Origin of the sequence: Pseudomonas sp. Pseusp11 (assembly GCF_047304405.1) — a bacterium.
Classification (GTDB): domain Bacteria; phylum Pseudomonadota; class Gammaproteobacteria; order Pseudomonadales; family Pseudomonadaceae; genus Aquipseudomonas.
Genome location: NZ_JBGLZF010000020.1, coordinates 18,308 through 30,772, shown reverse-complemented (window position 1 = coordinate 30,772; position 12,465 = coordinate 18,308). Strand labels below are relative to the sequence as shown.

Here is a 12,465-nt window from a genome sequence, read left to right as displayed (position 1 = left end):
TTGTTTCATCTTTTGAAAGCGATGTGGACGCTATATCAACGGGCATTGGATAGATGTAGGACGGGTCTGAAACTCTGGCCGTTGTTTTTGATCGCTCCCTGACTTGCCAGCCCCGGCAATATCGGTAACCATGCCCGCCTAAATAGGGGTAGGGGGTATAGGTATGTCGCACATCCACGAACACAAAGACGATTTGCTCAATCGCGTCCGGCGCATTGCCGGTCAGGTCCAGGCGGTGGAGCGGGCGTTGGAGTCCGATGCCGAGTGCGCCAAAACCCTGCACCTGGTCGCGGCAATTCGCGGTGCGGTCAACGGATTGATGGACCAGTTCATCGACGCCCATGCCCGTGAACATGTGGCGCGTCCCGGCCTCAGCGACGAAGCGCGCGCCGAAGGCGTGGAAGACTTGTTGCAAGCCATCCGCCGTTACTCGAAATAGAGGCCCGCCCCATGACACTGACACCTGAGGCTTCGCGTTTTACCCACGATCACCTGTTTCTGGGCGCCGCCCACGATGAAAATGCGCGCCGCACGCTGTGGGTGGTGGCGCTGACGTTCGTGATGATGATTGGCGAGATTGCCGCCGGTTATATCACCGGCTCCATGGCGTTACTGGCGGACGGTTTTCATATGGCGACCCACGCCGTGGCCTTGGGCATAGCTGCGGCGGCCTACAGTTTTGCCAGGCGACACGCCAACAATTCGCGCTTCAGCTTCGGTACCGGCAAGGTCGGGGACTTGGCGGCGTTTGCTTCTGCCATGGTGCTGGGCCTGGTGTCGATCGGCATCGCCGGCGAATCGATCTTGCGGCTGTTTCAACCTATCACCGTGGCCTTCACCGAAGCGACGGTGATTGCGGTGGTGGGGCTGGTGGTGAATGTCGTCAGTGCATTGCTGCTGGCGGGCAACCATGGGGATCACGGCCATGATCATCACAACCATAACCACGGTCACCATCATCACGACAACAACCTGCGTTCGGCGTATGTCCATGTGCTGGCCGACGCATTGACTTCGGTACTGGCTATCGCGGCATTGTTGGCCGGGCGCTATTTGGGTTGGGTCTGGCTGGACCCGGTGATAGGCGTCGTCGGAGCCCTTGTTATCGCGAAATGGGCCTATGGATTGATGCGCGATAGCGCCGCGGTGTTGCTCGATACCACTGATGAGCACGTCGCTGCCGAAATTCGTGAGCTGCTCGAGTCGACGGACGATGTTCGCATCAGCGACCTTCACGTCTGGCAAGTCGGGCCCCAGGCGCGGGCGGCGATTGTCAGTGTCGTGGCTGCGGCGAGCGTCAGTGCCGACGCCATCCGCGAACGTCTGGCGCCGGTTCATGAGTTGTCTCACCTGACGGTCGAATATCGCAACGTTTGAGGTGTCTTTCAGGCAAAGAGCGGAATGCGCCCGTTAAGGGAAGGGCGGTAGTGCCAGGTCAACCGACCCAAAGCAGGTTTCATCGCCAGGATCTCAACCATCGTCGCGCGGGCGATACTCAAGGCCAGCGCCTGCCCCGGGCATTGATGACGGCCGGCGCCGAAGGTGAAGGTGCGGCGGTTTGGGCGCTCGAGCAGGAACGTATCGGGATCGTCATTAAGCTGCGGATCACGATTGGCCGAGGCCAGCAGCACCAGAATCACGTCGCCGGGGTTCAGGTTCACGCCGTCGATTTCGCAGGGCGCTGCGACGAAGCGGCGGGTGTTTTGCACCGAAGGATCGAAGCGCTGCACTTCGGCGATTAGCTCACCAATCTGAGTCAAATCGAGCTGCGGGTTGCGATTTAATGCCAGTAGCGCATTGCCGATCAGCCCGGCGGTGGCTTCACAGGTCTGGGAGAACAGGCCGATCAGGTTGGCGATCAAGGTTTCCGGGTCGGTCGAGGTGGCGAAGCGCTGCCTGATACCGGCGAGCAGGGTGCTTCGATTGTTCGGATCAGCCAGAAGCTCGATGAAATATCCCTTCAGCTGTTCTGCCGCAACATGGGCAGCGTCCAGTTGGGCCTGGTCGCTGAGGGGTGACAGGCAGGCGACGAAGTCAGCGGTCAGCTCGCTGATGGCCCGGCCCTGAGCCGGAGAAAAGCCCAGCAACGCCGCCACTACACAGACCGGCCCGCGAAACATCGCCGTGTACAACCCATCGGCGCCAGGGGTAATCAACCGAGCGGCTACCCGTTCGTTGACCTCGTTCACATCAATCAGCGCCAGCCCCGGCTCAATCGCCGCCCTCGGACAACGCTGCCGCTCACCCTCATTCATTCGCATCAACTGACCGAACACTTTACCGGCGATGCCCTGAGCAATCGCCTTGGGCACCGGCTCATGCGCCGGCCGCACATGGCAGTCCGGATGTGCGAGCACGGCGGCGACAGTTCGGGCGCTGCTGGCCACCCACAGTTTCAGTCCCTGATGAAAAACCAACCCACCCTCGGCACGCAGTTGCGCGTAATAGGGGTAAGGGTCGGCGTGAGTCGCAGCGATGATCGGGTCCATGGGTCGCAGCCTTATCGATGGTTGAAAAGTGTTGCTACTATCTCCAGTCCGAAAGGGCCTTGATTCGTCCGGGAGCGAAATATGAACGCAGAACAACATGACGTCGGCGTCTCTCAAGTGGCCGCAGCGATTGCAGAGCCTGCACGGACGAAAATCCTCTGCTCGCTGATGGACGGCCACGCCCGCACCAGCACCGAGCTGGCGGCGGTTGCCGAAGTCAGCGCCTCGACTGCCAGCGCGCACTTGGCAAAACTCAAGGAGTTGGCGCTGGTGCGTTTGCACGTTCAGGGTCGTCATCGCTATTACAGCCTCGCGGACAAACGTGTGGCCCAGGCACTCGAAGCACTGATGGTGATCGGCCAGAACGCCGCGCCGACGTTCAACCCGCGCACCCCGGACCGCCTGCAATTCGCCCGCACCTGTTACGACCACATGGCCGGCACGTTGGCGGTGGTGCTGCATGACCGGATGATCGACGCGGGATGGTTGCTGGACACCGATGAGCAGGCTTATCGATTGAGCGACAGTGGTGAAGCGTTGTTCGAAGGATTGGGCATCGACGTCAAAGACCTCGGCACCTTGCGCCGCCGCTTCGCCTGCCCGTGCCTGGACTGGAGCATGCGCCGGCCGCACCTGGGCGGTGCCTTGGGCGCGGCGTTGTTGCAAACGGCGATCAAACGTCAATGGGTGACGCAGGACCTGGACAGTCGTGCGCTGGCGTTGACAGCGGTGGGGCGCAAGGAACTCAGTCGCCGGTTCGCCGTTGAACTGCCGGTTCAGGGAACGATAGCGCCAGTCACGTCCACCGAGAACAGGCGCCGCGCGATCGCCAGTCCTGCGACTTAGCGACTGGTCGAGGCCATGAGTACTCCAAAGCCGGCGAAGGTCACGCCCGAGACTTTCGCGGCCAGCCAGGAACCCTTCGAGCTCGACAACCAGCCTTTGGCGGCGTTGGCGAGCAAGGCATAGCTGCCATGCACCAGGATCACCAGTACGCCGTAGGAGGCGACCAGCTTGATGAACTGGCTGTAGAAGTGCGCCGAAGTGTCGATGAATTGCGGGAACACTGCCAAAAAGAAAAACACCGCCTTGGGGTTCAGAAGCTGCATCGAAGCCGCTTCAAGGAAGCGATAACCCGGGCTTGAGGGGCGCGTTTCAGGCAGCGTGCTGAAACGATCCGAGCGCCAGCTTTTGTAGCCCAGGTACAACAAATAGGCAGCCCCTGCGTATTTCAATGCGGTAAAGGCATTCGCGGAGGTGCTGAGTATCAGGCCAACACTGGTGGCGCTGATGGCAGCGACCACAAACGCCCCCGACGCGATTCCCAGAATGCCCGGCACGGCCCCCCTCCAGCCGTGACGCACCGCGTTGGACAGGGTCAGGACCACACCAGGTCCCGGGCTCAAAATGGTCAGGGTGGCGAAGAGTACAAAGAGTCCATAACTGTTCAAGGCTTGCTCCGTCAGGTGGCATTGGTTGCGTGCTGGCAGATTGGCGTGGCGAGGAGGGCGTGACAAACGCTTTAATTACAGCGCATAGGTGACTAAATTAGACGCATGATCAATCCATTACCGCCTCTTAATGCTGTTCGCGCCTTCGCCGTTGCTGCTCGTCATCAGAGCTTCAGCCTGGCGGCCGAAGAGCTGCATGTCAGTCACAGCGCCGTCAGCCGGCACATCAAATTGCTCGAGGAGTACCTGGGTGTGCTGCTGTTCGAGCGGCGTATCCGTCAATCGGTGCTCACGCCAGCCGGACAGCGCTTCTATGAGCAGGTCAGCGCCGGGCTGTCGCAGATCGCCAATGCCGCCACTGCGCTCAAGCAGCATGCCTCGCTGCCTACCGTGAAGATCAATGTGCGTCCGTCCTTCGCCATGCTTTGGCTGACGCCCAGGCTGGCGGATTTCGTTGCGCAGTACCCCGGCATCAAGCCGCAGGTGATCACCCAGACCCAGGCACCCGATCAGGCACGCGACGGGTTCGATATCGTCATTCGCCGTGGTCGTGACGATTGGGCTCCGGCGATTGAGGCGCGAGCGCTGTTCGAAGACGAACTGTTGCTGGTCGCGGCGCCATCGCTGATCGAGCGCCTGCCACTTGAAGACCTCACGTCCCTGAGTCGGCATACGTTGCTGACTGCCAAGGCACGCCGCGAAGACTGGCACAATTGGGCCATGCACTTTGGTCAAGGCCAGTCAGCCACTCAGGTAACCCGACAGTTTGATCATATGCACCTGGTGCTTCAGGCCGCCGTGGATGGACAGGGCATTGCCCTGTGCCCGACCTCTTTGCTGGGCACCCACATCTCGAGCGGACGCCTGATCTGCCCGCTGCCCGAGTTGCGCATGCCGTTGCCGCGTTATTACTACGGTGTTGCGCCGGACGTGACGGCGCACACACGGATCTTTGTGGAGTGGTTGTTCGCCCGAATCGCTCAGGATGAGCTGAGTTGGCAAACACCTCGTGCCGTGACCGCTACGCCCTGAAATCCCAGACGATCTCCACCACCCGCACCGCCAGCACCAGGTAAACCAGAAACAGAATGATCTGAAACGAGGTGTGATACTGCAACCTGGACAGCCGGCGTATTCCGTCGCTGATATTGAGCAACATCAGCAGCGCTGACGTTGCAATCAACCCCCAACCGGCGAGGCTTGAAGCGAACAATCCCATGAACACGTGATGGCCGCCATGCAACGCGTTGGTGCCCGCCGCGAACAGCAAGGCGCACACCAGCAGGTTCTTGATGTTGTCGAACACTTGCGAGGTGAAGTCGGTGTCCAGCAAGGCCAGATATTTTCGCCAGAGTTTTCCCATGGTTTTGGTGGCACCTGTTGATGGCGGTTGCACGTGGCAAGTCTAGTGGCGTTTTGCACGAAACGCGGGCGAAAAAAAGCCCGGCCTTCAATGTGATGGCCGGGCTTTTGTGCTCAAACGGACAGTCGCCTCAGATCAAACCTTGACGATCCAGCCCGCTGGCGCCTCGATGTCGCCGGTCTGTACACCGGTCAGCTCTTTGTAGAGCTTCTGGGTGACCGGGCCGACTTCGGTTTCGCTGTGGAACACGTGCAGCTTGTCGTTGTAGCTGATGCCGCCGATCGGGGTGATCACCGCGGCAGTACCGCAAGCACCGGCTTCCTTGAAGTCGGACAGCTTGTCGATGAACACGTCACCTTCAACCACTTCCAGGCCCAGACGGGTCTTGGCCAGTTCGATCAACGACAGACGGGTGATGCCCGGCAACACCGAAGGGGAATTCGGGGTGACGAACTTGTTGTCGTGGGTGATCCCGAAGAAGTTGGCCGAGCCGACTTCTTCGATTTTGGTGTGGGTCATCGGGTCCAGGTAGATGGCGTCGGCGAAGTGCGCCTTCTTGGCCTGGGAGCCAGGCATCAGGCTGGCGGCGTAGTTGCCACCGACCTTGGCCGCGCCGGTGCCTTGTGGGGCGGCACGGTCGTAGCTGGAGATCTGGAAGTTGTGTGGGGTCAGGCCGCCCTTGAAGTAGGCGCCGACCGGGATGCAGAAGATCGAGAAGATGAACTCGGGGGCGGTACGCACGCCGATGTTGTCACCCACGCCGATCACGAACGGGCGCAGGTACAGCGCGCCGCCGGTGCCGTAAGGCGGGATGAAACGCTCGTTGGCGCGGACCACGTCCTTGCACGCTTCGATGAACTGTTCGGTGGACACTTGCGGCATCAGCAGACGCGCGCAGCTGCGTTGCATGCGGGCGGCGTTCTGGTCCGGGCGGAACAGGTTGATCGAACCGTCCTTGCAACGGTAGGCCTTCAGGCCTTCGAAGCACTGCTGGCCATAGTGAAGGGCAGTAGAGCCTTCGCTGATGTGCAGCACGTTGTCTTCGGTCAGGGTGCCTTTGTCCCACTCGCCATTACGCCAGTGCGACAGATAGCGCTTGTCTGTCTTGATGTAGTCAAAACCCAGCTTGTCCCAATTGATGCTTTCGTTACCCATGACACCCTCTATCACTTAACAACCGTCGAAACGGTTCAAGGCTTCTGACATTTTTCTGGATGGGGACAACAATACTTCATTCCGGGCCTAAATCGCAGCCCGGACTATCGGGTGATTGGCAGATTTCTTAGCCTGCTCATGAAACTTGCCGCCGATCTTTCATCATTCGAAACCCTGTGGCGAGGGAGCTTGCTCCCGTTCCGGTGCGCAGCACTGGTAAAACCGGACACTGCGGTGCATCAGGCAGATCGCAGTGACGCGGTTGGGGCCGCTTCGCAGCCCAGCGGGAGCAAGCTCCCTCGCCACAGTTGAGCGGTTACAGATGCAGCGCGTGCCCCAACGCACGCAACGCCGCTTCCTGCACCGCCTCGCCGAGCGTCGGATGCGCGTGGATGGTGCCGGCGATGTCTTCCAGCCGCGCGCCCATTTCCAGGCTTTGGCCGAACGCCGTCGACAACTCCGAAACACCCACACCCACCGCCTGCCAGCCAACAATCAGATGATTGTCACGCCGCGCCACGACCCGTACGAAGCCGCTTTTCGACTCCAGCGTCATCGCCCGGCCATTGGCGGCGAACGGGAAGCTCGACACGATGCAGTCCAGCCCCGCAGCCTTGGCCTCGTCCGGGGTCTTGCCGACCACCACCAGTTCCGGGTCGGTGAAACACACGGCGGCGATGGCGGTCGGGTTGAACTCGCGGTGCTTGCCGCTGATCAGTTCGGCAACCATCTCGCCCTGAGCCATGGCCCGGTGGGCGAGCATCGGTTCGCCGCTGAGGTCGCCGATGGCGTAGACGTTGCGCATGCTGGTCTGGCAACGGTTGTCGATCTTGATCGCCGAACCGTTCATGTCCAGGTTCAAGGCTTCGAGGTTCCAGCCCTGGGTGTTGGGTTTGCGACCGACGGCCACCAGCACCTGATCGGTTGCAAGATTCAGGATGTCGCCGTTCGGGTCACGAACTTGTAGAGAATTTATTTGTGAATCAAAGTCTTCAACGCTGTGTTTCAAGTAAAGCTTCACGTCGAGTTGTTTGAGTGCTTCGTGCACCGGATGGGTCAGTTCGGCATCGTAGGCCGGCAGAATACGATCCTGCGCCTCGACCACGCTGACCTCGGCGCCGAGCTTGCGATAAGCAATCCCCAGTTCCAGGCCAATGTAACCGCCACCGACCACGACCAGCCGTTTCGGCACGCTGGTCGGCGCCAGGGCTTCGGTGGAGGAGATGATCGGCCCGCCAATCGGCAGCATTGGCAAGTTGACGCTTGTCGAACCGGTGGCCAGCACCAGGTGCTCGCATTGAATCCGCGTGTCGCCGACTTCAACGGTTTTGCCGTCGATCACTTTCGCCCAGCCGTGGATGACCTGGACCTTGTGCTTCTTTAATAGTGCCGAGACGCCAGTGGTCAGGCGATCGACGATGCCGTCCTTCCACTCGACGCTTTTGCCGATGTCCAGGGTCGGCGCCGATACGCTGATGCCCAGCGCCGAGTATTGGCTGTGGTGCTGTGTCTGATGGAACTGTTCGGCGACGTGGATCAACGCCTTGGACGGAATGCAGCCGATGTTCAGGCAGGTGCCGCCCAACGATTGGCCTTCCACCAGAATGGTCGAAATGCCCAACTGACCGGCACGGATCGCTGTCACGTAACCGCCAGGGCCGCCGCCAATGATCAGCAGCGTGGTGTTTAAAGTTTGCATGCCTGACTTACTCCACAAACAGGGTAGCGGGTTGTTCGAGCAAGCCACGAACGGCCTGGATGAATTGCGCCGCGTCCATGCCATCGACCACGCGGTGATCGAAGGAGCTGGAGAGGTTCATCATCTTGCGGATCACGATCTGGCCTTTGATCACCATTGGTCGTTCGACGATTTTGTTCACGCCGACGATCGCCACTTCTGGCAGGTTCAGCACCGGCGTGCTGACGATGCCGCCCAGGGCGCCGAGGCTGGTCAGGGTGATGGTCGAGCCGGACAGCTCATCGCGGCTGGCCTTGCCAGTGCGTGCAGCCGTGGCCAAACGGGAGATCTCCGCGGCGTTGTCCCACAGGCTGCGGGCTTCGGCGTGACGCACCACCGGCACCATCAAACCGATGTCGGCTTGCGTGGCGACGCCCACATGCACCGCGCCGAGGCGGGTGATGACCTGGGCCTCGTCGTCGTAACGGGCGTTGATCTGCGGGAAGTCGCGCAGGGCCACGACCAAGGCGCGCACCAGGAACGGTAGCAACGTCAGTTTGCCGCGGGTCGCACCGTGTTTTTCGTTCAGGTGTGCGCGTAGCTCTTCGACGGCCGTGACGTCGATTTCTTCGACGTAACTGAAGTGGGCGGCACGCTGGGTGGCGTCCTGCATGCGTTGGGCGATCTTGCGGCGCATGCCGATCACCGGGATTTGCTGTTCGTCGTTACGCTGGGCGTAAGCGGAGCTGGCGGTCGATGCGTTCGACTGACCCTGAGCCAGATAAGCCTCGAGGTCTTCGTGCAGAATCCGCCCGGCAGGGCCGCTGCCACGCACCAGACGCAATTGAATGCCGAGGTCCAGCGCATGCTTGCGCACGGCCGGGGAGGCCAGCGGACGTTCATCGGCTTCACGCGCGACCATCGGTCCTTGGCAAGCGGCAGCCGGACGCGGGGCCGCTGCAGCCGGTGTGCTTTCTACGACGGCTTCAACTTTCGGCGCCGCCACAGGTGCTTCTTTAATAACAGCCGCTGGCGCAGTCGATTCCTTAACGTTGCCCGCGCCTTCGACTTCAATGCTGATCAACACGCTGCCGACCGCCATGACTTCGCCTGGCTGTCCGCCCAGTGCAATCACCTTGCCGTTCACCGGCGAGGGGATGTCGACCATCGCCTTGTCGGTCATGACATCGGCCAGCACCTGATCTTCGACGACCATGTCGCCGACCTTGACGTGCCACTGAGACAATTCAACTTCTGCAATGCCTTCGCCAATGTCCGGCATTTTAATAACGTGCGTGCCCATTCAGACCTCCATAACCCGATGCAAAGCCGCGCCCACACGGGACGGGCCAGGGAAATACGCCCACTCTTGCGCGTGCGGGTAGGGGGTGTCCCAACCGGTCACGCGCTCGATTGGCGCTTCCAGGTAGTGGAAGCAATGCTCTTGCACCAGCGCGACCAGCTCGGCGCCGAATCCGCAGGTACGGGTCGCTTCGTGAACAACTACGCAGCGTCCGGTTTTCTTCACCGACTTGACGATGGTTTCCAGATCCAGCGGCCACAGGCTGCGCAGGTCGATGACTTCGGCGTCGATGCCGGTTTCTTCAGCGGCGACTTGCGACACATAAACCGTGGTGCCGTAGGTCAGGATGGTCACATCCTTGCCCGGACGGGTGATGGCGGCAACATCCAGCGGCACGGTGTAGTAACCGTCCGGCACTTGCGCGGCCGGGTGCTTCGACCATGGGGTCACCGGGCGCTCGTGGTGACCGTCGAACGGGCCGTTGTACAGACGTTTTGGCTCGAGGAAGATCACCGGGTCATCGTTTTCGATGGAGGCGATCAGCAGGCCTTTGGCGTCGTAAGGGTTGGATGGCATGACGGTGCGCAAGCCGCAGACTTGGGTGAACATCGCCTCGATGCTCTGGCTGTGAGTCTGGCCGCCATAGATGCCGCCGCCGCAGGGCATGCGCAGGGTCATCGGCGCGGTGAACTCGCCGGCCGAGCGATAACGCAAGCGCGCCGCTTCGGAAATGATCTGGTCCGACGCCGGGTACACGTAGTCGGCGAACTGGATCTCGGCCACCGGCCGCAAACCGTAAGCACCCATGCCCACGGCGACGCCGACTATGCCGCTTTCGGAAATCGGCGCATCGAATACGCGGGAGGTGCCGTACTTGGTCTGCAGGCCTTCGGTGCAACGGAACACACCACCGAAATAGCCCACGTCCTGGCCGAACACCACGACGTTGTCGTCACGCTCAAGCATCACATCCATGGCCGAGCGCAGGGCCTGGATCATGGTCATGGTGGTCGTGGTCATGGCGGTTTCCAACTGAATATTATTGTTGTGATCGTTCATGTCAGATCCCCAACTCCTGACGCTGGCGCTTCAAGTGCTCCGGCATCTCTTTGTAGACGTCTTCGAACATGGTCGCGGCGCTCGGAATCTGACCGCCGGCGAGGGTGCCGTACTGCTCGGCTTCTTTCTGCGCGGCGATCACTTCGGCTTCCAGTTCGGCGCTGACGGCGGCGTGTTCCTCTTCGGACCACTGACCGATTTTGATCAGGTGCTGCTTGAGGCGTGCAATCGGGTCACCCAACGGGAAGTGACTCCAGTCGTCGGCAGGACGGTATTTGGAAGGATCATCGGAGGTCGAGTGCGGGCCGGCACGGTAGGTGACCCATTCGATCATGGTCGGACCGAGGTTGCGCCGCGCGCGTTCGGCAGCCCAGGCGGATGCAGCGTAGACCGCGTAGAAATCGTTGCCATCGACCCGCAGGGAGGCGATGCCGCAACCGACGCCGCGTCCGGCAAAGGTAGTGGCTTCACCGCCGGCAATCGCCTGGAACGTCGAGATCGCCCACTGGTTGTTGACCACGTTGAGGATCACCGGCGCACGGTACACATGGGCGAAGGTGAGGGCGGTGTGGAAGTCCGATTCAGCAGTGGCACCGTCGCCGATCCACGCCGAGGCGATTTTGGTGTCGCCCTTGATCGCCGAAGCCATGCCCCAGCCCACCGCCTGGACGAATTGGGTGGCGAGGTTGCCGGAAATGGTGAAGAAACCGGCTTCCTTGACCGAGTACATGATTGGCAGCTGACGGCCCTTGAGCGGATCGCGCTCGTTGGACAGCAGTTGGCAGATCAGGTCCACCAGCGGCACTTCGCGGGCCATCAGGATGCTTTGCTGACGGTAGGTGGGGAAGCACATATCGTCGATGTTCAGGGCCAGGGCCTGAGCGCTGCCGATGGCTTCTTCGCCGAGGCTCTGCATGTAGAACGACATTTTTTTCTGGCGCTGGGCGACCACCATGCGGTTGTCGTAGATCCGCGTCTTGAGCATGGCGCGCATGCCTTTACGCAGGATCTCGACGGGTACGCCTTCAGCCCATGGGCCAAGGGCATTGCCCTGGTCGTCGAGCACGCGAATCAAGCCTTTGGCCAGATCAGCGGTATCGGCCGGTTCTACGTCGATTGGGGGTTTGCGCACCGTGCCGGCATCGGTCAGATGCAGGTAGGAGAAGTCGGTTTTGCAGCCGGGGCGGCCCGAAGGTTCGGGAACGTGCAGGCGCAGCGGTTCGTACGCTTGGTTCATGGCTTCTACGCTCGATCTTGTGAATTTCTTGTAGTGAGCTGGCAGTCATTCTTCGGTAAAAGAATTCTTGTCCTACAACAATCATAGGCCGGGCCAAGAAGAATATTTCTCTGTGTTTCGTTGCACTGAAGGTCATTTGAGGATAAAAAATCTGCATAAACATAAAAAACAGGTGGTTTTGTCTCATGCGCAAACTGGACCGTACCGACATCGGCATTCTCAACAGCCTTCAGGAGAACGCGCGCATCACCAACGCCGACCTCGCGCGCTCTGTGAACCTGTCGCCCACGCCGTGCTTCAATCGGGTCAAGGCGATGGAAGAATTAGGGCTGATTCGCGAGCAGGTGACGTTGCTGGATGCCGACTTGCTGGGGCTGCATGTGAATGTGTTCATTCACGTCAGCCTGGAGAAGCAGGTGGAAGAGGCGTTGCAGCATTTCGAAGAGGCGATTTCGGATCGCCCTGAAGTGATGGAGTGCTATTTGATGGCCGGCGACCCGGACTATTTGATCCGCGTGTTGGTGCCGACCATCCAGTCGCTGGAGCGCTTCATGATGGACTTTCTGACCAAGGTGCCGGGGGTGGCGAACATTCGTTCGAGCTTTGCGCTCAAGCAGGTCAGGTACAAAACGGCGCTGCCGTTGCCGGCGAATGGCCTGACCCTGGCCAATTGAAGATCAAAAGATCGCAGGCTTCGCCAGCTCCTACATTGACCGTGTGCACCGTGATC

General features: G+C 60.6%; 13 protein-coding genes. 5 read left to right on the top strand and 8 right to left on the bottom strand.

What is annotated here, in order from left to right:
* Positions 1 to 163: 163 nt before the first annotated feature.
* Together ACCC96_RS17650 and dmeF are read left to right on the top strand one after the other, a co-directional pair.
* A complete protein-coding gene (locus ACCC96_RS17650; protein WP_019648873.1) occupies positions 164 to 439 on the top strand; it encodes a metal/formaldehyde-sensitive transcriptional repressor in 276 nt (91 codons plus the stop codon).
* 11 nt (positions 440 to 450) lie between these two features.
* Positions 451 to 1,377, top strand: coding sequence for a CDF family Co(II)/Ni(II) efflux transporter DmeF (dmeF, locus tag ACCC96_RS17645; RefSeq protein WP_413696436.1), 927 nt, complete (start codon positions 451 to 453; stop codon positions 1,375 to 1,377).
* Between the two features lie 8 nt (positions 1,378 to 1,385).
* Here the strand turns inward: dmeF and ACCC96_RS17640 are convergent, their stop codons facing one another.
* Positions 1,386 to 2,489 (bottom strand): cytochrome P450, encoded by a 1,104-nt coding sequence (locus ACCC96_RS17640; RefSeq protein WP_413696435.1) that lies wholly within the window; start codon positions 2,487 to 2,489, stop codon positions 1,386 to 1,388.
* Between the two features lie 81 nt (positions 2,490 to 2,570).
* On the opposite strand from ACCC96_RS17640, the gene ACCC96_RS17635 reads away from it, so the two are divergent.
* Positions 2,571 to 3,335 carry an ArsR/SmtB family transcription factor gene (locus tag ACCC96_RS17635; RefSeq protein ID WP_413696434.1) on the top strand — a complete coding sequence of 255 codons (765 nt, stop codon included), beginning with the start codon at positions 2,571 to 2,573 and terminating at the stop codon, positions 3,333 to 3,335.
* Here the strand turns inward: ACCC96_RS17635 and ACCC96_RS17630 are convergent.
* Positions 3,332 to 3,940: a LysE family translocator gene (locus ACCC96_RS17630; protein WP_258668773.1), complete on the bottom strand. Its 609-nt coding sequence runs from the start codon at positions 3,938 to 3,940 to the stop codon at positions 3,332 to 3,334. The genes ACCC96_RS17635 and ACCC96_RS17630 overlap by 4 nt on opposite strands.
* 105 nt (positions 3,941 to 4,045) lie before the next feature.
* Here ACCC96_RS17630 and ACCC96_RS17625 point away from each other — a divergent pair, with 105 nt between their 5' ends.
* Positions 4,046 to 4,972, top strand: a complete 927-nt coding sequence (locus ACCC96_RS17625; RefSeq protein WP_413696433.1) for a LysR substrate-binding domain-containing protein — start codon at positions 4,046 to 4,048, stop codon at positions 4,970 to 4,972.
* On the opposite strand, the gene ACCC96_RS17620 is transcribed toward ACCC96_RS17625, so the two are convergent.
* The 6 genes from ACCC96_RS17620 to ACCC96_RS17595 all read right to left on the bottom strand — a co-directional run bounded on the left by ACCC96_RS17620 (position 4,962) and on the right by ACCC96_RS17595 (position 11,735).
* Entirely contained in the window at positions 4,962 to 5,303 is a 342-nt protein-coding gene (locus ACCC96_RS17620) for a hypothetical protein (RefSeq protein ID WP_413696432.1), read from the bottom strand. The two genes, ACCC96_RS17625 and ACCC96_RS17620, sit on opposite strands and share 11 nt — an antisense overlap.
* 135 nt (positions 5,304 to 5,438) lie before the next feature.
* Positions 5,439 to 6,458, bottom strand: coding sequence for a branched-chain amino acid aminotransferase (locus ACCC96_RS17615; RefSeq protein ID WP_018929727.1), 1,020 nt, complete (start codon positions 6,456 to 6,458; stop codon positions 5,439 to 5,441).
* A 316-nt stretch (positions 6,459 to 6,774) separates the two neighbouring features.
* Entirely contained in the window at positions 6,775 to 8,157 is a 1,383-nt protein-coding gene (gene lpdA, locus ACCC96_RS17610) for a dihydrolipoyl dehydrogenase (RefSeq protein WP_413696431.1), read from the bottom strand.
* Between the two features lie 7 nt (positions 8,158 to 8,164).
* Entirely contained in the window at positions 8,165 to 9,439 is a 1,275-nt protein-coding gene (locus ACCC96_RS17605) for a dihydrolipoamide acetyltransferase family protein (RefSeq protein WP_258668767.1), read from the bottom strand.
* Complete coding sequence (locus tag ACCC96_RS17600) at positions 9,440 to 10,498, bottom strand: alpha-ketoacid dehydrogenase subunit beta (protein ID WP_019648882.1); 1,059 nt, start codon at positions 10,496 to 10,498, stop codon at positions 9,440 to 9,442.
* Between the two features lies 1 nt (position 10,499).
* Positions 10,500 to 11,735, bottom strand: a complete 1,236-nt coding sequence (locus ACCC96_RS17595; protein WP_018929723.1) for a 3-methyl-2-oxobutanoate dehydrogenase (2-methylpropanoyl-transferring) subunit alpha — start codon at positions 11,733 to 11,735, stop codon at positions 10,500 to 10,502.
* A gap of 185 nt (positions 11,736 to 11,920) precedes the next feature.
* Here ACCC96_RS17595 and bkdR point away from each other — a divergent pair, with 185 nt between their 5' ends.
* Positions 11,921 to 12,409 (top strand): Bkd operon transcriptional regulator BkdR, encoded by a 489-nt coding sequence (gene bkdR / locus ACCC96_RS17590; RefSeq protein WP_017339472.1) that lies wholly within the window; start codon positions 11,921 to 11,923, stop codon positions 12,407 to 12,409.
* Positions 12,410 to 12,465: the final 56 nt, after the last annotated feature.